18 protein-coding genes are annotated in these 18978 nt (G+C 37.4%); 2 read left to right on the forward strand and 16 right to left on the reverse strand.

All coding sequences use genetic code 11. The features are described from left to right. Positions 1-8 precede the first annotated feature (8 nt). Positions 9-509: a GNAT family N-acetyltransferase gene (locus R2Q77_RS14505; RefSeq protein WP_316804446.1), complete on the forward strand. Its 501-nt coding sequence runs from the start codon at positions 9-11 to the stop codon at positions 507-509. A gap of 216 nt (positions 510-725) precedes the next feature. Here the strand turns inward: R2Q77_RS14505 and R2Q77_RS14510 are convergent, their stop codons facing one another. The 10 genes from R2Q77_RS14510 to R2Q77_RS14555 all read right to left on the reverse strand — a co-directional run bounded on the left by R2Q77_RS14510 (position 726) and on the right by R2Q77_RS14555 (position 13882). Next, entirely contained in the window at positions 726-3083 is a 2358-nt protein-coding gene (locus tag R2Q77_RS14510; protein WP_316804447.1) for a right-handed parallel beta-helix repeat-containing protein, read from the reverse strand. Between the two features lie 468 nt (positions 3084-3551). Next, on the reverse strand, positions 3552-5003 hold the full coding sequence (locus tag R2Q77_RS14515) for a RagB/SusD family nutrient uptake outer membrane protein (protein ID WP_316804448.1): 1452 nt from the start codon (positions 5001-5003) through the stop codon (positions 3552-3554). Between the two features lie 19 nt (positions 5004-5022). Beyond that, positions 5023-8301 (reverse strand): TonB-dependent receptor, encoded by a 3279-nt coding sequence (locus tag R2Q77_RS14520; protein WP_316804449.1) that lies wholly within the window; start codon positions 8299-8301, stop codon positions 5023-5025. 286 nt (positions 8302-8587) lie between these two features. Further along, positions 8588-9730 carry a FecR family protein gene (locus R2Q77_RS14525; RefSeq protein ID WP_316804450.1) on the reverse strand — a complete coding sequence of 381 codons (1143 nt, stop codon included), beginning with the start codon at positions 9728-9730 and terminating at the stop codon, positions 8588-8590. A gap of 471 nt (positions 9731-10201) precedes the next feature. Next, on the reverse strand, positions 10202-10774 hold the full coding sequence (locus tag R2Q77_RS14530) for an RNA polymerase sigma-70 factor (protein ID WP_316804451.1): 573 nt from the start codon (positions 10772-10774) through the stop codon (positions 10202-10204). Positions 10775-11130: 356 nt separating this feature from the next. Beyond that, positions 11131-11886 (reverse strand): SDR family oxidoreductase, encoded by a 756-nt coding sequence (locus R2Q77_RS14535; RefSeq protein WP_316804452.1) that lies wholly within the window; start codon positions 11884-11886, stop codon positions 11131-11133. Between the two features lie 94 nt (positions 11887-11980). After that, complete coding sequence (locus R2Q77_RS14540; protein ID WP_316804453.1) at positions 11981-12337, reverse strand: AraC family transcriptional regulator; 357 nt, start codon at positions 12335-12337, stop codon at positions 11981-11983. Positions 12338-12618: 281 nt separating this feature from the next. Further along, positions 12619-13080: a MarR family winged helix-turn-helix transcriptional regulator gene (locus tag R2Q77_RS14545; RefSeq protein ID WP_316804454.1), complete on the reverse strand. Its 462-nt coding sequence runs from the start codon at positions 13078-13080 to the stop codon at positions 12619-12621. Continuing rightward, on the reverse strand, positions 13073-13513 hold the full coding sequence (locus R2Q77_RS14550; protein WP_316804455.1) for an EVE domain-containing protein: 441 nt from the start codon (positions 13511-13513) through the stop codon (positions 13073-13075). The genes R2Q77_RS14545 and R2Q77_RS14550 overlap by 8 nt, the downstream gene beginning before the upstream one ends. A 6-nt stretch (positions 13514-13519) precedes the next feature. Then, on the reverse strand, positions 13520-13882 hold the full coding sequence (locus R2Q77_RS14555) for a VOC family protein (RefSeq protein ID WP_316804456.1): 363 nt from the start codon (positions 13880-13882) through the stop codon (positions 13520-13522). 97 nt (positions 13883-13979) lie between these two features. Here R2Q77_RS14555 and R2Q77_RS14560 point away from each other — a divergent pair, with 97 nt between their 5' ends. Further along, a complete protein-coding gene (locus tag R2Q77_RS14560; RefSeq protein WP_316804457.1) occupies positions 13980-14315 on the forward strand; it encodes a DUF5700 domain-containing putative Zn-dependent protease in 336 nt (111 codons plus the stop codon). 467 nt (positions 14316-14782) lie between these two features. Here the strand turns inward: R2Q77_RS14560 and R2Q77_RS14565 are convergent, their stop codons facing one another. The 6 genes from R2Q77_RS14565 to R2Q77_RS14590 form a co-directional block, all read right to left on the reverse strand. After that, positions 14783-15346, reverse strand: a complete 564-nt coding sequence (locus R2Q77_RS14565; protein WP_316804458.1) for a WG repeat-containing protein — start codon at positions 15344-15346, stop codon at positions 14783-14785. A 109-nt stretch (positions 15347-15455) separates the two neighbouring features. Beyond that, positions 15456-16226 (reverse strand): hypothetical protein, encoded by a 771-nt coding sequence (locus tag R2Q77_RS14570; RefSeq protein WP_316804459.1) that lies wholly within the window; start codon positions 16224-16226, stop codon positions 15456-15458. Positions 16227-16233: 7 nt separating this feature from the next. Continuing rightward, complete coding sequence (locus R2Q77_RS14575; protein WP_316804460.1) at positions 16234-16731, reverse strand: hypothetical protein; 498 nt, start codon at positions 16729-16731, stop codon at positions 16234-16236. A 120-nt stretch (positions 16732-16851) separates the two neighbouring features. Continuing rightward, positions 16852-17727 carry a hypothetical protein gene (locus tag R2Q77_RS14580; RefSeq protein WP_316804461.1) on the reverse strand — a complete coding sequence of 292 codons (876 nt, stop codon included), beginning with the start codon at positions 17725-17727 and terminating at the stop codon, positions 16852-16854. Between the two features lie 77 nt (positions 17728-17804). Continuing rightward, positions 17805-18515 (reverse strand): hypothetical protein, encoded by a 711-nt coding sequence (locus R2Q77_RS14585; protein ID WP_316804462.1) that lies wholly within the window; start codon positions 18513-18515, stop codon positions 17805-17807. Between the two features lie 19 nt (positions 18516-18534). Next, on the reverse strand, positions 18535-18969 hold the full coding sequence (locus tag R2Q77_RS14590) for a hypothetical protein (RefSeq protein WP_316804463.1): 435 nt from the start codon (positions 18967-18969) through the stop codon (positions 18535-18537). Positions 18970-18978 lie beyond the last annotated feature (9 nt).

Here is an 18978-nt window from a genome sequence, read left to right on the forward strand (position 1 = left end):
CTTTGGGCATGACAATTAGATTGGCTGTAACAGCAGATATACCGGGTATTATGCAATTAGTAGGCAAAGTTGTGCCTTTAATGCAAGCAGTAGGAAATTTTCAGTGGGGAAACGATTATCCGAGCCCCGCAGTATTCGGAAAAGACATCGCATTAAACCAGTTATGGGTAGCAGAAATAGACCGTAAAATTGGTGGAGTTTCGGCCATTACCACCGATCAGGACCCGGAATACGCCAATGCCGGTTGGGATATTACCGAAATTGCCGTTGTTACCCACCGCTTAGCCGTAGATCCCGATCTTCAGGGCAAAGGAATTGCCAAAGCACTAATGCAACAGGCCGAAGAAGTGGCCAAAACACGCCACATTAACATTTTAAGGGTAGATACCAATAGCGAGAACAAAGCTACACAGGCATTATTTCCCAAGCTGGGTTATCAGTTTAGCGGAGAAATTACATTGGCCAAACGTCCCGGGTTACGTTTTTTTTGTTATCAAAAATTGCTATAAAGCATAAATTATGCATTGTACAGTAATGATATGGAAGAGAGGCTGAGGCTTGAAAGTATTGTGCGACACAACAACCTGCACAGGGTTAAAACCCTGCATCCATTGATGTCATTTATCGATTTACCAAAGGCATAGATTATCCATCAATAAGCTTAACGTATTTTAAAGTCATTTTCTTTGCTATAACAGGGCGCAAAGAAAATGACTTTAACAACTTTACTTTAGCGGAATCTCTATTTTTTTTGTTGCCTGGTTTCTAAATAGTCCTATTGGAGCTTTTGGACTCCATTGTAAACCTGTTTTTATGGTTTTCAGCTCTTTTGTATTGTTAACGGGAATATCGTTTAAACTAAGAATTACATCATTGGCCTGCAATTTCCCGTATAAAATACTTTTTACAGAAACTTCGAGTACCAATACGCCTCTTTCGCTATCCATTCCAGTTGCCGAACGTTCGCCAAGCGTATTTAAATTTTTAACCTTTGCACCCAAAAAGTCATAGCTGCCCTGATCATCTATTTTAACATCGTAAGTAAGTACGGGTAAAGTTACCGGGCGTACCAATGCTTTTAGTGCCGGATCGGTAACGCCAAACTGGTTCATCGGAAAGTTTTTAAAACCAAGTTTTAGCGCTGGCGATCCTATTTTAACCCTGTAATCGCCTATGGCTGGATTTATAAAACCCGCATCGCCATAAGCAGAATTTGCATCTGTACCTGCTTTTTGGGCTTCATTTAATGATCCTTCATCAGGAAAAAGATTGTAGTTTACTTCTTTACCCCAGCCTTGTAAACGGATAGGAAAATAATTTCTGCTTACAATGTTGTGCCTAAAAATGTCATCGCTGTTTTGGAACCATACATGCGGATGAAAAGAATTGTTTAAAATAACATTGTTTTCTACCGTTCTAAAAAATCCTTCCCTAAGTTTTAATCCGCCGTTTAAACATACGTTATTATAAATGTGGTAATTTGAGGAACCATCATCTAAATCGATATCCCAGCCATGATCGCAACGAAAACGATTGTCGTGGATCACAATTTGCTTAATCACATCGGCAGTAATCAGTGTCCGGTTTTCTTTAACAATATTGGTCAGCACATCATAATCGGGGTGCCAATAACGATCGCGGCCCCAGGAGTTAAATGCACCATGATCGCCAGATTCTAATACGGTATTATACACATCATTATAATCAATCATGTGTCCACCCCAGGTACCCTCGCTTACATTTATACCTGCCCTGGGCACATCATAAATGGTATTATGGCTTACTTTAATATCCATAGCCATAGATATTTCGACGCCTGCAACCTGCTTTTCTACTGTGCCCAAACCGTACATCAACGTGTTTTCTACCGTACAGTTTGCCGGATAATTATTGGTTAATGGCCCAGGTGTACGGTCGATATCTTTTAACGGAACAAACTGGTTATATTCGAAACTTGGCGAACGTACAGCTTTAGGATCGCCTACAAAACAAACGCCGCTAGCACCAGCATGTGCAATATGGCAGCCCGAAACTAAGTTGTTGCGGTTGTAATTGCTCATAAACACAGCATTGCCCCCAACAGTATTGAAGTAACAATTTTTAATCACACAGTTTTCTGCACCTTCCATCAGCACAGCTCCACCCCGGTAAATGGTCCAGTCGCTACGCAATAAAGGCTCTTTAGTTTCCATAAATGTGCGTAAAGTATGGCACAACTCCATTCCTTCAATACTGATATTTTTAACTGGTCGTGTTGCCGAACCGCGAAATTCGAACAGGGACTTAAGTTGTGGTACCTCTACCTTTAATTTGGTTAAATCCTGACCTTTTTGGGGATAGAAATAAACAACCTTTTCATTTTTATTAAAATACCATTCGCCTACGGTATCCAACTCTTCGAAAATATTTTCTACAAAACGATATTTGTCGTGCATGCCCATTTGGCGGTTGTTTTGAAAACCTCCTTCAAGCTTTAGTTTTCCTTGTTCATCTTTTCCTGTAATCAGGTATTGATAACCTCCCCATTCATGCTTGTGCAGTGCATGAACAAATCCTCCTTCGGGATGGCTCCAGCCTTTTACCCGCTCAGGGCTAATGGCATCGGCAGCAGCGCCGCCAAAAAAACGGATAGCTGGATTGTAGTTGGGATACCTGGCCATGCGTTGTTGTGCGCCTCCAATAAACAACTGGTCGAATATCAATTCTTCGTTAACCTTTGCTTTCATCATTCCGCCCTGGTAATTTTCCCATTTCAGTGCCAATAACTTACCTCCGCTTACCTTTACCTGCTCGCCCGGATAAGCTTTATAAACTAATGCTGCGCCCTTACTGCGGGAGTCTGCCTGCCCAAAAATTAAAGGAGAAGCAAAATAATAAGTCCCACCGCGAACATAAACCGTTACAGCTTCTTTTATGCCCCTGGCGGTTAATTGTGCTTTAGTAAAAGTAGCAAAAGGCTTTTCTTTAGTTCCAGGGTTACTATCGTTTCCATTCTTAGCTACGTAAAAATCTTTTGCGGTACTGCTGTTGCTCAAAAACAAGCACAACAGGGTAGCAATTACAATTGTTCTGAATATTACCATAAATTATTATTTGTGTAGTGGGGTTTTTATTGTTTTAGCAAAATAACACCAGCAAATTACTGGCTTTTTTTATTTGAAGCGCAGGGCCATTTGCTTTTTTTAAAGGCCAGTCCTGCCATTCGCTTTATTTGCCCTGCGTAAACTCCGGTCTTCATGTCCGCTACTGTCAGGGCTATAAAACTAAGGCTTGTGCAGGGCAAAACCGGCATAGTAGCACAAGCCATAGTAATTTAAACCCGATAGGAGGAGGCGGCCCCCCGATTTTTTATCGGGGGAGCTAAAGCCGTATAGCGGGCCGTATTTGCCATTGTGTGCTACAATTGGTTTTCAAAAAAACCTGTCTATTCTATACTGTTTAAAAGCCCTTGCATGGGTAAATAATTATTTGACATACACTTCAATTTTTACTTTTTTTGGTGCTTTGATTATAAAGCGTATATATCTAATTTAACGTTGGCCCAGTTGTTATTATTTATACAGTGGGTTTTGTTGAATATTGTTATTAACGACTTCCTTATCGGGAATTAGCCAGGTTTGGTTATATAGTCCTATTGGGTTGATTAATCCGCTACCCCTTCTATTTTGAATATTTTGCAGTGTATTTGTTCTTTTAAGATCGAACCAGGTGCCGCCTTCCAAACAAAGTTCCCATTTGCGCTCCATCCAAACCGCTTCGCGAAACTGTTGGGCTGATAGTCCGGCCAAATCTGGCACATTGCTTAAATCGGCTTTGTTTACCCTTGCCCTTTTCCTTATTTCGTTAATATAAGTATAAGCACCCGTAGGACCATTAATTTCATTTTCGGCCTCGGCAGCTATAAGGTACATTTCTGCCAACCGAAGATAAGGGAAATTATAACTAACAATAGCGCCTGACGAAGTTACACCAGAGGCAACACCCGATGCATCGGCAAATTTCTGAAAAAACGGGGCCAGTGTTGTGCCTCCCGGAGCAGGAAAATTTTGTACAATCCCCCATTCTTTGCGCTGATCTCCTTTAGCAAAGCTGTTGATAAACCAAGGTGCCGGAACAAGGATGGGATTATAGGTAGCGGCAGTTAGGGTTAAGCCATGTACCGGATTGCCGCCCAAACCAGTTACATATTCTTTTTCCCATATCGATTCGGTAGTATAGGTGGTTTTATGAAACACGGCCGAAAAATCATCAACCAAATGAATTCCATTTGTATTGTTAATTACGGCCACCGCTTTTTGTTTGGCATCAGTATAATACTGCGTTTGCTTTAAAGGATTTCCAGCCATGGTTAAATACACCCTGGCCAGCAAAGCGGTAGCCACCAGTTTATACACCCTACCTTGTTCGGTAGTTGTTTCCGGAAGGTTTTGCTCGGCATATTTAAGGTCGTCTAAAATTAAACCGTAAATGGCTGCCTGCGGACTGCGTGGCATTTGCAAACTGCCATAATCGGTAGCCGGTTTTACGGGCATAGGTACATCGCCATAAAGTTGAACCAGATGAAAATAGGCATAGGCTCTTAAAAAACGGGCTTCGGCACCAAGTGTTGCCTTTTTTGTATCGGCTAAAGGTCCGGTAGGTAAGGCCGCGAGAATGAAATTGGCATTTTTTATAATGGCATAAGCATCGGCCCAGTTTTCTCTGGTATTATAGTATACATCCGATGGTGCATTCTGGTACATTGGAAGTGCCTGTTCGTAAGCAGATGCCGGATTACCATAAATATCGGTACACATCTCTAACATCATGGCTTTATTTCCCGAATAAAGTGGCAAATTAGCGTATATACCACGTACAGCCAACTCATAACTTTCGGCGTTTTTAAAGAAATTTTCCGGGGAGATAAATGTTTTGGCACTTTCATCCAAAGTCTTTTTACATCCCGAAAAGCCCGCTGAAAGTAAGAGCAAGGTATATAAAGAGTATTTAATATATCGTTTCATAATCTGTTCTTCTAAATGATTAAAAATTAACTTTAACACCTGCTGTAATGGATTTAGTAGATGGATAATTCCCCCTGTCCCATCCATTTACATTGGAACTTGCCCAGGAAACCTCGGGATCGTAGCCTGAATATTTGGTTATGGTAAAAAAGTTTTGCGCACTGGCATAAATGCGGATAGAGACAATTTTTAAGGTTTTTAATAATGCTGGCGAGAAGGTATAACCCAATGTTACATCTCTTAATTTCAAGTAAGAGCCGTTTTCTACCCATAAACTATTTGCATAGTCGCGCGTGTATTGCATACTGTTTTTTGAAGGCTTATCGCTCCCATTACTGCTGCCTGGTCCAGTCCACCTTTGATCAAAAGCTTCTTGCGAAGGCGTCCATAAACCGTTTAATGTAAGGTTATATTTCCTAAATTCGTTAACAATCTTATTTCCATATGAACCGACAAAAAGCAGGTTTAAATCAAAATTTTTATAGGTAAATGTATTGTTAAAACCAAAAGTAAACTTAGGCGTTAAATTGGCCAACACGTGTTTATCAGCATCATCAACCTTTCCATCGCCGTTATAATCCAAAAATTTATATTCTCCGGCTTTCTTTTGCGATTCGCCATTTGCTACCGCTTCTGCATCGCTTTGATATACACCTGTTACGGTTTGTCCGTAAAAAGAATACATTGGCTTGCCTAAAATCATTGGAAACCAGTTCCCTCCTGCGCCAACTTCTTTATAAGTAACAGGGCTACCATTTGCTGTTTTTCCAAGATCGGTAACCTTGTTCTCGTTATGCGATACGGTTAAAGTAGAAGACCATTTAAAATCTTTACCTTCAATATTTCTGCTCGTTAACTGAAATTCAAATCCGCGGTTTTGTACCGATCCTATATTTTGTAAAACTGTAGTAAAGCCCGATGATGTTGGCAAATCAACAGCCAGAAGCAAATCTTTCGTCTTTTTGTTATAATAATCGGCAGTTAGCTGAATTCTATTTTTAAAAATTCCAAAATCAATCCCTAAATCTAATTCATTTGTGGTTTCCCATTTCAGGTTTTGATTGGGCAACGAGCCTAATATATAGCCTAATGTGGCTTGATTATTAAAAATAGGATTTACCGAAGTTACCCTGGCCAGGGTTTGATAAGGATTAATAGCCTGACTACCTGAAGCCCCGTAGCTTACTCTTAATTTCAAATTTGAAACCGTAGCACTGTTTTTCAGAAAATCTTCTTCAGATACTTTCCAGGCCAATGCGCCCGATGGAAAGAAAGCATACTTATTATTCTGTCCAAAAACCGAAGAACCATCGTATCTCCCGGTTAGGGTAGCAAAATATTTGCCTTCATAATTATAATTGATCCTTCCCAGATAAGAAATCAGATTCCGCTCACTAAAACTGGTAGAGGGTTGTGCTTTATTGGTGGCCGACTGGATATTGTTATTCAGGTAATCGTCGGTTACAAAACCCGATGCTTCATTACTATTTAACCCTTCTGATTTATCGTATTGATAGGTAAAGCCTGCAACAGCATCAAGGCTATGGGCGCCAAAAGTGTGGTTATAGCTCAACGTGTTCTCATTCGTAAAAGAAGAACCATTGCTATACGCTTTCGAGGCTCTTCCTGCCGGCTGGCCGAAAGTAATGCTGGGCGGGTTGTATATGTCTACCTTAGTATTATAGGCATCGATATTGGCACTGCTTTTGAATTTTAAACCTTTGGCTATTTCATAAGTAAACCCTGTACTGCCAAGTATCCGTAATGTATTGCTGGGATTATATTGTTCTCTGGCCATGCCTACCGGATTGGTTTGTCCGTAGGATACGCCAGTAAAAACCGTATATTTTCCGTTGGCATCGTATACACCCTGTGTTGCTGGCATAACCATGGTTTGAAAGGGTACGCCGCCGTAATCCGCGCCTACATAATTTGCCTGTAAATATCTTTCCTGTACCAGGGATAAGTTCATATTGAGGGTTAATTTCTCGCTTAATTTCTGATCGAGATTAAACCGGGAAGACAATCTGCGGTAATTGGAGTTCTCAATAATTCCGTCCTGATCAAAATAACCAAGAGAGGTATAATATTTGGTTGTTTCGGTTCCTCCTGCAAAAGACAAGGTATGGTTTTGGGCGGGAGCGTTCTTGTAAACCTCATCCTGCCAATCAGTTCCTTTTCCTAAGCCTTGTAATTGAGCCGTGGTATAAGGTTGCGGTAATCCGTCATTGGCTGCAACTTCATTCTGCAACTGACCATATTCTGCCGCATCAATTAAATCTTTTTTCTTTCTCAGGCTTTGAACACCGTACGATCCGTTATAGTTGATTTGCAATTTTCCTGATTTGCCGCTTTTTGTGGTAATCATAATTACACCATTTGCACCTCTGGAACCATATATTGCTGTTGAAGAAGCATCTTTTAACACATCAACGCTGGCAATATCATCTACATTTAACTGACCTGCAATCCCTTGTGTAAGGATACCATCTACCACGTATAAAGGCTTATTATCGCCACCAATAGAATTTGCACCCCTTATGGCAATTAACATGGCTTCGCCCGGCTGACCTGAACCCTGGTTAACCTGCACACCGGCCATTTGCCCCTGCAGCGTTTGTGCTACATTAGAAATGCCCTTTACCTGGGTTACTTTATCTGCACCTATAGAAGATACCGACCCGGTAAGGTCAGTTTTTTTTACCGAACCATAACCCACAACGACTACCGATTCGAGTTGTCCGGTATCTTCTTCCATCCTTATATCAGGAAGCTGCTCACCGTTAACCGTAAATTCTTTCGTTTTAAATCCAATAAAGGAAAATAACAGTACATCCCCTTTATTCGCAGTTAAAGAGAAACCTCCGTTTGCATCTGTTACGGTACCTTTCCCTTTTTCGCCTTTCAGCATCACATTCACACCCGGAATCCCTTGTCCTTTTGCATCTACCACTCTCCCTCTAACCGCTATTTGAAGTGAAATTTTTATAGGCGTTGGGTTGGCTACCGCTTCTTTTTCGATGATGGCTATATTTTTGCCAACCACTTTAAAGGTTACCGGCAAATCTTTTAAAGATTGTGTTAAAGCTTCATTTATAGAAACATTTTTCAGCTTTACAGAAGTCTGGAGGCGACTTACATCATAATTCTTAATAAAAAAGACGTAATCTGTTTGTTTTTCAATTAGGCTGAATAGTTTATCCAGTTTAACATTGCGCTCATTTAAACTGATCTGGCTATATCCTTTTGCATTTACATGCATCAGGCTGATAATCATTAAAAAAACGGTTAATTTCATGACTGACAGTAATTTTTGTGGGAGCCATGTTTTTAGCATAGCTGTACTAATAGCATTTATTTCCATACTTTTGGTTGTTTGGGTTAATACAAGAATTGGATTTGAAATTTTTTATCCCTGACATTGTCAGAAATTCGGGTAGACCCAAATGTTTGCCGCGGAAGTACTTCGACCTACTTCTGCGGTTTTTGCGAATACCCAGCCGCCGAATGTCATCGGGTTTTTAGTGCTCGTTTCATAGAAAAATTAATTTATATTTGGTTAGTTTGTTTGTTACTATCTTTGTTTAAGGGTAAATAATAGCTATTTTCCTGCCCTCAATCTTAAAATTTACTTTCGAAAAGCTCAGCAGTTCTAACGTTTGTGCCAGACTTGTATTCCGGTGTATTTTGCCAGAAAATAAAAGGGGTGGAATGTTTCCCGAGTAGCTTACTTCTACATCGTACCATTTAGCCAACTGGCGCATCAAAGTCTTGAGGCTAGCTTGTTTAAACATGAAATATCCATTTTTCCAGGCCACAGCCAGCTCTACATCGGCAGGGGCAATTTCAATTGTTTTGCCTTTAAGTAGGGCTTGTTCTCCAGGTTTTAGCAGTGCCTGTTTTCCAAACTGTTTTAATAAAACACTTCCTTCTAATAAGGTTGTTCTGTCTCCATCTTCATCAGCATAAGTATTCATATTAAAATGTGTACCCAATACCTCTACTTCCTGTTTATTGCTTATTACCCTAAAAGGTTTTGCCGGGTTGTGGGCGACTTCAAAATAACCTTCGCCAGTTAGCTCAACCCTTCTTTCTTTTGCCGAGAATTTTGCAGGAAATTTTAACGAGGAAGCAGAATTTAACCAAACAACTGTACCATCTGGCAAGCTTATCTGGTATTGACCACCCTTAGGCGTTTCTATCTTATTATAGACCAGCTCTTTACCTTTATCCTGTAAAATATGCTTATCGGCGGTATAAATTAATTGGCCATCGGCGGCTTTACGAATACTAATGCCAGTTTGTTCTGCAATTTTGCCTTTGGCTGCATCGGTAAGCACAATCTGCTCGCCGTTACTCAAAGTAAGTATGGCCTTGTTTCCTCCCGCAGCAACATCCTGAACAAGAGCTTTCGCTTTAGCAACCTGCTGCACAGGGTGATTGATAGAATAAAAATAAATACCTACGCCGACTAACAACAAAATGGCTGCTGCTCCTGCTAATTTTAACCAAAGTTTGAATGATTTACTGTTTTTATGGGGAAGGCCTGCCTTTTTAAGCGTACCAACCCACATTTCTTTATCCAGGTGCTCAAAATCATCTTGTTCTAAAAAAACTCTTTCTGCAGCTTCTTTCAGATACCAACGTTCAACCAAAATCCGTTCTTCCGGGCTTGCTATTCCTTGATTATATCTATCGATAAGTTTTTGCGCTTCCTGTTCGTTCATATTTTGTTATTTAAAAAGCTTGCATTTTACGCCGCTTTTAAATAAAACACATGAAAGTAGTTTAGGGGGTATTGGCCAATAAAATATTTTTGTCACCTATCGTCATTTCGACCGTAGCGGAGAAATCTAACGTCATTTACCTATGGCTGGTGTTATCACCAGTTATTAACCATTAAAATATAGCGCTGTTTGTTGAAAAGCAAATACTGTGCAATTGGCAAGTGCTGCCCCGCTATTCGGCTTTAGTCCCGATGAAAAATCGGGAGCTATCGCCTGCTATCGGGTTTAGGTTGGTCAGGCTTGTGCTACTAGGCCGGTTTACCTTGCACAGGTTTTTATTTTTAGCTCTGACAGTAGCGAACATGAGCCCGAAGTTTACGCAGGGCGAGTAAAGCGAATGGCAGGGACAAACTTTTTAAAAAGCGGATAGCCCTGCGCTTCAAAGTAAAAAATTGTAATTGCGAATAATCATTAAAAAATAAACTGAAGCAGCAATAAAGCCACGCCGGCCAATTCTTTCAAATTACCTCTAATTACTTTTATAGAATTATGAATTTGTTTTTTAACCGTTTCACTGGATATTCCGAGTTGGTTTGCAATCTCCTGGTGGGTAAGATTATCCTTTCTGCTTAGTTCAAAAACTTGTTTCATTCGAGGCGGGAGTTGTTGAATTTCTGTTTCAATTGCTGCTGCAAGATCGCGCTCATTAAGTACATCCATGGTTAATGTACTCGCCTCATTAAGGTATGTTGCTAAAGAATTTAAATATAATTGCTGGTATTTATTCTTACGAATAAGGTTTAACACCTTATTTCGGGCACTTACATAAAGGTATGCAGAAAGCGCTACCTCGGTAGGAATTGCTTCAGATTTGATCCACAACGAACTGAAAAGTTCCTGAATAACATCTTTTGCCTCTTCTTTATCCAATAACATTTTATAAACATGCCCATACATCACTCTCCAGTATCTGTTATAAATTTCTGTAAATGCTGTCTGGTTACCGTTTTTCAGAAGTATAACCAGCTCCCTATCATTAACCATATACTATCCCCTTTTTATTTACAGCCAATCCATACGGTATAAGTTAACACTATTATAAGCAGATACAGGCTTATCCTTTTCGCATCTCAATAAAATATTATATTTGGCTTTAACAAATTTAGAAGTACCAAGACATCTTTATTCCTCATGATTAGCAAACCATTAAGCCCTTTTAGCACAATAATTTAACTGATCGGAGTTTTTTATTCTTATTAGGAGATAGAATTATGATAAATAAAGCTCATAGATGATCGTATGCCAAAACAATAAAATCCGGGTTTATTCTTAGTGAAGGGATAACAAAAAGCAAACAACAGCTGTTGTTTGCTTTTTAGAGAAGATTATTTTATCCGGTTTTACCTTGTTGTGTAACCTCCATTTGCAAAAATGGTTTGCCCGGTAATCCACCAGCCTTCAGTTACCAAAAATGCTACAAGTGGTGCTATGTCTTTAATATCGGTTAAACCACCTAAAGCCGAAGCCGACTTGTGATAAGCAACGGCGTCATCAGCTTCCTGCCCGTAAAAGAAAGGTGTATCCATTGGCCCTGGTGCAACTGCTGTTACCGAAATCCTTCTGTTTCCAAATTCTTTAGATGCCATTCTTGTAAAATGCTCTACAGGTGCTTTTGCGCCCGCATAAGTAGAGTACAAACCTGTATAAGCTGCTAAAAGAGAAGTTACAATTGTACAAATTTTCCCATTATCATTTAATGTCTTCCCTGCTTCCTTAATAAAGAAATAAGCAATTTTTGAATTGATGTGGAACATAGTATCGTATTCCGTTTCGCTGGTATCAAGAATAGGTTTCTTTAATACCATTCCTACCGTATTAATTGCAATATCAATTCCCCCGAATTTCGTTTTTGTTTCTTCAAAGAGCTTTTCGATATGCTCATTTTTTGTTAAATCTGCCTGAAATAAAAATGCTGTTCCACCCGCATTTGTAATGTCTGCCAAGGTTTTTTCCGCATCGGCTTTTGTACTGTCGCTATTATAGTGAATGGCTACCTTTGCACCTTTAGCTGCAAAATCACGGCTTAATAAGCCACCTAAATTTTTCGCACCGCCGGCAATTAAAACCACTTTTCCGTTTACATTGTTTTTTGTCATTTGATTTAAATTTAAATGTTATCCAATTGATGTAATAAAGGTAGGCCGGCAAAAAATATAAATCATGGTGAACTTTTCGGAACTTTTAGTGGTTCTATTTTTTTCCTTCAGCTCTGAACTGTCCCGGTGTTTGTCCGGTAATTTTTTTAAAGAATTTTGAAAAGTTGGAAGGATCGTAAGTCAGTGTTCTTGCAATTCCCGAAACCGATTCGCCTGTATCAGAAAGCATTTGTTTTGCCTGCTCAATAATTTTAAGATCGTAAAAATAACAAGGATGGTTCCCCGTTTCTTTCCGAACGGTATCCGTTAAATGCTTATGTGATACAAATAATTCACTCGCGATTTGATTAATTTCCATAAAACCACTCACTTTTCCTGTAACAACATCGGCAATATGTTTATCCAGTAAGTCGAAATAGTTTTCAGTAATTTGGCTGCTTCTCTTTAGCATATTTTAATTTGCTTTGTTTATCCGGTTAAATTTCAAAAAACAACATAAGAATATATCGCGTATAAAGTTATTTATATTAAGCTATGAATTTTTAAAGATTTCTAATAACCAATAAACCAATTGGTTTCAAATATTGAACCAACAAAACAAACGCTTCCTCTGAAATCTATTTTAGACCAAATTCTCCCCTCCCGCAAAAGCGTTTAAAACTTATCTGTTTTACGCAATACCTGTCAAATGTCCTATTAAATGAAGGCATTTTTATAAACAATGTCATGCTATTATTCTTTCCTGTTTATGTTGATGAGCCTTACCATATTTTCATTAAATGATGGAAGTTTACTTTCTAATATGGAGAAAAAATGAAGATCTGCATTTTCTACTTCAACAAGTGCTTTTTGCAAAACAACTTCACCATTCTCGGTTAGTTTGATTGTTTTTGCCCGGGTGTCGGTTTGATGTTCCTGACGGGTAATAAAATCTTTTTCTTCCAAAGTTCGTAGCACTTTTGACACCATCATTCTATCGGCATTACTTTGATTGGCGATATCGACTTGGGTTACTTCTTTTTTTGTTTTAGAAAGCCAGGCTAATGCACACAAGAGTACAAATTGCGTTTGTGTTAAATCTAATGGATCCAAAACTTGTTTTTGATTGCGTTGCCACAACATGGTTAACTGTCCAAGCAGGTAACCCGGGCTGTCGTTTGGACTTTTAAACTGAAACTCTATTTCTTTAGGCATAATGATGTTGAAGCATTTGTGATGAAATTAGATTAAAGTCGTTTTGGTTAATTTCAAAGAAACCAAAACGAAAAGCATAACCCCATTTTTTTTTATTTTGAATAAAAGCTAAGTTATCGATTAATGGCAGAATAGAAATATCTTCCGTTTGCGAAAATTCTATATTTCTTCTTGAAGGACAAAAATCTTCTGATACCTGAACCTGATAGATTTCATCATCTGATACCGTTCCTAAAGCGGTAAACTCCTGACATTTGTCGGGTTTTCCCAGTGTTTGTTTCCCTGAATAATAAACAATAAAATCGCCTTTTTTCATTCGCTTTAACGGTGAAGATTTCCCGTGGCACGATTGCCCAATCCCTTGCGTAATACCTTTTTTCACATGGTCTTTTGATGCCACGATTATCCAATATTTTGTGTCTCTCGTAGTCATGGCGATTTAATTTGTTTCCAATAAGGTGATGAGGTAACCATCGGGGTCTTTTACCATCAAGGTTTTACCAAACGGAGTATTGTTGATTGAACCTAAAGGTGTTACGCCATTTTCTAAAAGCTGACTTTGCAGATCCTCAATTTTTTGATCAATCGAAAACCAAAGAGATGCGCCAATACCGAGTTCTTTGCCGTCTAAATTTCCAATGGGTTTTCTTATTGCAAAACTTGCGTCGCCTTTGTTATACTTAAAAATACAGGCTTCCAAATTCGACAATTCGGATAATTCGAACCCTAATTTATTGGTGTAAAATGCTTTTGAAACCTCTAAATCTCTTACTTGAAGAGATGCAAATTCTAATTTTATCATTTTAGTTATTTTTGTTGTCGCAAATATAATATACACGACAACAAAAAGCGAATATTTTTAACAAAATCTTAATGATAAGCTTTCAATCTCTATTTAAATGGTAACAGCCAGATTGCACTTTGTTAAACAGCTGGATACAGCTATGCAGTTGATACTGAAGTCAAAAGGCGCAGCATTTAAAACAGTAAAACAATACCGCAACCTTATGAATTACTCAAGTGGACATAATCCAGGTTATTATATGGCAGATATTATCGTACGCAATGGTTATCGTAAAGCACTAATTGAGAATGTACAAAACCCTTTTTACTTTATTTACATGTATAATAAGGCAGCCAAAAAAGATAAAAACCACCGCCAATATTTTCAAAAATGGCAATTAGTTTTTGTAAATCTTTGGAAAATAGATATTGGAAAACAGGTATTTCCATAGACGAATAAAGTCTAAAAATCTCACTGTGCGTATTTCCCCAGAATAATCTGGGCTCAATCAAAACAAAATAGCTTTGGTTATGTAGGTATAAGAGTTTTAAACTAATCTTCTATCCCACTTTACCAGACTGAACCATGAGTAGGAATGCCTTTTAACATCTAAATCACTTTTGTTACTTATAGAGCCTATAATTGAGGATTTGGAGCGAAAAGTATTCATATAAACAGCGAATAAAAATTATCCTGATTTTCATGAAGAACACCTTGAAAAGATTATTTTAGAACAAAAAAGTAAGTCGAAATAGTTTTCAGTAATTTGGCGGCTTCTTAAACCTCTCCTCCTTTTATTTACGAAACAAGTCATTTGGCCTTTTTAAGGACACAACCATAATAGACTGTAAAAATTTTAGAATCCGTTCTACCTATTAACTGAAACTGTTTATAATAAGGGCAAGACCGTTATCAGTTTCACTTGCTAAATGTTTTTATGACCTGCCCTTGTTTATTAAGTAAAACGTGTTTTTTATCAAGTGTCCAGGCTTGCCGCTGATTGTTTTTAAAATCTGTTACTCTACTAAAAAGTTGCCCTGCTTTATTTATGTAACCTCCATCGTAACCACCTCCCCATGACCAATGCACAACATGCATTGATTTGGAACCACCAAGTGTATATTCTGCAATGCCATTTTCAAAAAAAGTTACAAAATCAAACATTGCCGGAATAATTTTTTCGTAATTTTTATTTGCAAAACCCATCTTACCATTTTCTACAAACCTAAAAAGTCCTTCCTCGAGATAATCGGGGCCACTATCATAAATAAATGGACGAAGAATAATGCTATCCTGTCTGTTAATGTAAACCCAACCGCTATCGTCATATACAAGCGCTACCTTATACATTTTCTCTGGTGTGTCGCTTTCGTATCCTACCGACAGGTACTTTGCTTTAATAATTATTTTTCCGGTTACACTCTTAAACCCAACCAATTTTTTTCCCGATGTTGTATCCAGGTATGACAGTAGATAATCCATCTTTTTTTGTCCAAATGCAGTCAGATTACATAATAATATTACCAAGCTAAAGAATGTCTTCATACGTCTTTTTAGTTATTTTCAATTCACAAGCTTAATTAATCATTGATTATTTACAATTGTATTTTATATCTATCAAATCAGTTTCTACTTTCTCGTAAGTAGCAGTGGCTTTTGCTTGGATAATATTGCCTTTACTATCTTTCTTATACGCATAAAAAACTGGAGAAAGTCCTGGGGTTTTAGTTTTAATAATTAGTTTTTTTAATGGCTTACCATAATAATATCTAAGTACGCCGGTAAATTCGAAAGGAAGATCTTTTATGTTATAATGAAAATTATTAGGAAAAAGCTCATTCGATGAGCTAACTGCAATAATATCTACATCTTCGGGAGATTCTTCTTCTGTATTGTTTTCCATTTTTTGCAAGCTACCATTCGTAATTATATACTTTGATGATTTTTGATAAATTCCATTACTAAAATAAACCGATTTGGCCAAATAACCATTATTGTCGTAACTATACCTAATGTTGATAAGTGGATTTTCGGAACTAATTATTCTTCCTTTTGGATCTAATTTGTGATGAACGGTAATCCATCTTTTTTCACCACCGTTATAACCGTATTTTTCAATAATTTCGGTATTGTTGTAAGTGTAATTTCGCTCTGTATCGACTGATTTTAAATCAATTACTCTGCCTTGTATATCATAAGTACAACTCACGCTTTCTGTTGGTTTTTTCTGATTTAAAAACTTAGTCTCCGAGGTACTGATTAAACAAGTTTCGCTTTGTTTTTTAGTCGTTTTTGCAGTTAAACAATCCAACGGCTGCGTTAAAAAAGATAATAAAAATGCAGATATAAGTAGATTTCTCATATTGATTTTAATTTGTTTTTTCGATATAAAGTATGTCCGTTGGGTTATCTTTTAAACAATGAATAGTGATGGCCATATTGGCTCGCATTTCGCTAAAAGGAAGACTGGGTTGCATTACAGTAGTTATCGACCAAGAATCTATAGATCTATATTCCGTTTCAATAGAGTATTTATACCCCTTACTTGTCCACCTTTGGTCAACAGATAAAACGGTCGTATAAACCACTAATTTATGGTCTATCTTAAGGTTTTTAAACGAATTTTTATAAAAAGGAATTACAAACCTTAAAATTAAAAACACAACAATAGCAGTAAAGCCTACAGCAAAATAAGTGCTTCCGCCTGCAGTATGGCTACTCATGTCGTCAATTATTATAGCCCCCATAAATACAAAAATTAAAATGATAAATGGCGATATAATCAAGCCTAATACAAGCCTGGCTTTTAGTATAAACTTTAATTTTTTTCTTTCCGATTCGGTAAGTGGCTCCTCTTTTATAACCATTTTTTTCTTTTGTAATTATGCGGTTTTTTAGCTTTTAAATGATTTGTAAAATTCCGACATTCGGTAATGTTTCTTAATGGAAAGCTTGGTCAATTTATCTTTTTATTTCTCCTGATTTTGTTACATCAACATCCTACCCATCGTTCCATCTTTGTTTAAAACGTAAGCTATATTATAAATTTCTCCTGCGTAGGCCAGGGCATTTATGCACCTAAAAAGTCTTTCATTTACCCTGATTCCATACCGTCTGGGAATCATATCATTGTTTTTGTATCCAATATCAATCTCAAATTTTTCGGTTACAATGCCAGAAATAACCATTTTTTCTGTAGCGCCAAACGATTTGAAAAATATAAACAAATTAGGGCAAAAAGGTAGCGGCACCAAAATAACTACGGGCAAAAAATAGCGTAGATCGAAAATACCAAATGCAAAATAAATAACAGCCATCAGCCCAATTTCGAAGCAAACCATTATTAGCATGGGTTTAAATAAACTAAATGTATTTTTTCGCAGGTAACTCAAATCGTTATCATCTAAAAGCTGTTTTGTTTGTTTATTTTCTGCTACTTTAGGATATTTTACATCAAACAGTAGTTCCATTTCCGGCAAGCCACTTATAATGATTTCTTCGTCATTTCTACAAAAATCGAGCATATAAGCCCGATAATTTTGGATGTAAAAACCTATACCCAAAAATGGCCTCAGCGTGTAAGTTTCTTTTTCAATTTTATAAACAAGGCGGGTGTTATCTCCTCGCATACTTTTCAGTTTCCCACTAATAACCGTTTTTTGATTTGCCTTAATGATTTTGAGCCCTGTACGGAGTTTTAAAAATCTCGCTTTAGCGTAAAAAAAAGGAAGCGCCAAGGTACTTAAGAACAACACAATAGCCGGAATAAAAAACAGGTTATCTCCAAATGTGGTCATTGGTACAGCGAAAAGAAGCACCGTTGTCCATAAGAAAAAAGGCACCAATAAAAGAACCAAACCCATCGCATTTATTTTAACGATTTTGCGTACAATATTGGCATCTTCCTTACTAAGTATAGTCTTTTTAATTTCTATGTTTTTTAATGCGAAATACGCTTAACCCGTATCGGTTTACTACCTTTTTTCAAATGTGTAATACTCTTAACCCGCATCGGTTTATACAAATATTTAACTGCCGTACCTTCAATAGGGTCGTAACCAATATCTAATTTAGCCGTACCAATTAATTTGCCGTTTTTATCATAACTTTTCATTATTTTATTGTCAAAATAAGTTTCTTGCCTAATGCCTTTAATATCTCCATCAAAATCAATTACATACTCCATATCTCCGCCTTTACTTTTTATTGCGGTATCGTAATCTGTAGATCCTTCTTCATCACCTTTATAGTAAATCATAAAGGCATTAACCTGTTCATTATTAAGGTAAAGAGCCTTTCCTTTTACTTTCCCGGTTTCATCGAAAGAATTAACCTCGCCATTAATCAGTCCATTTTTTAAAGTTGCAACTTCTATCAACTGACCGTTTTCGGCATAAAATTTAGCCAAGCCATCAAATTTTCTATCCGTTTTAGAAAGAGATAAGGCTTCGAAATACAGTTTACCCGATTTGTAATAATCTCTAAATAAATATTTATCTCCAACTTTTTCGGGCATTGGTGTGTAGAAATAGATGTCTTGCTTCTCGGTTGTAGGTTGCCAATTCTTGTCGAAATACATTGTGGCTATTTGATTGGGAAAACTACCTAAATAAAGCAGTTTGAAGATAATTAAAAAAGGAATTCTCAGCATGACAAAATGTGTTTAAAATTTATAAGTTATTTTTCTTTTTCCCATGCAAAAACTCGGTTCCCGATCTCAATAAAAAAATAATTAAACTGGCGAGCCAAAATGCATACCCTATGCCTGGTACTGCACTTTCGATAATTGTTGAACCTCCACCACCTCCTACAATTCCCATATTTCCATGAAAAGTATGTCCGTTAATAATAAAAGTTAGTGCAAAAAATACAGCTGTGCCTTTAAATACTAATGATAGTTTAAAGTTTTTTCTGGTAAACCAGGCTAATAACACAAAAATATTTGCCCACCAGCTAATTCCTGCCCGGGTAAAAGCTTCGGTCCAGCCCATCAAAAGATACCATATTCCAGCATCATCAGTGTTAGTACCCGCTACAGGCAATATCAGGCTTATAATAAAACAAGCAATACCAATATACTTGAGTCTTCTATTCTTTTTTTCCAAAATGTATGT

Origin of the sequence: Pedobacter nototheniae (assembly GCF_032678625.1) — a bacterium.
In the GTDB taxonomy this organism is placed as follows: domain Bacteria; phylum Bacteroidota; class Bacteroidia; order Sphingobacteriales; family Sphingobacteriaceae; genus Pedobacter; species Pedobacter nototheniae_A.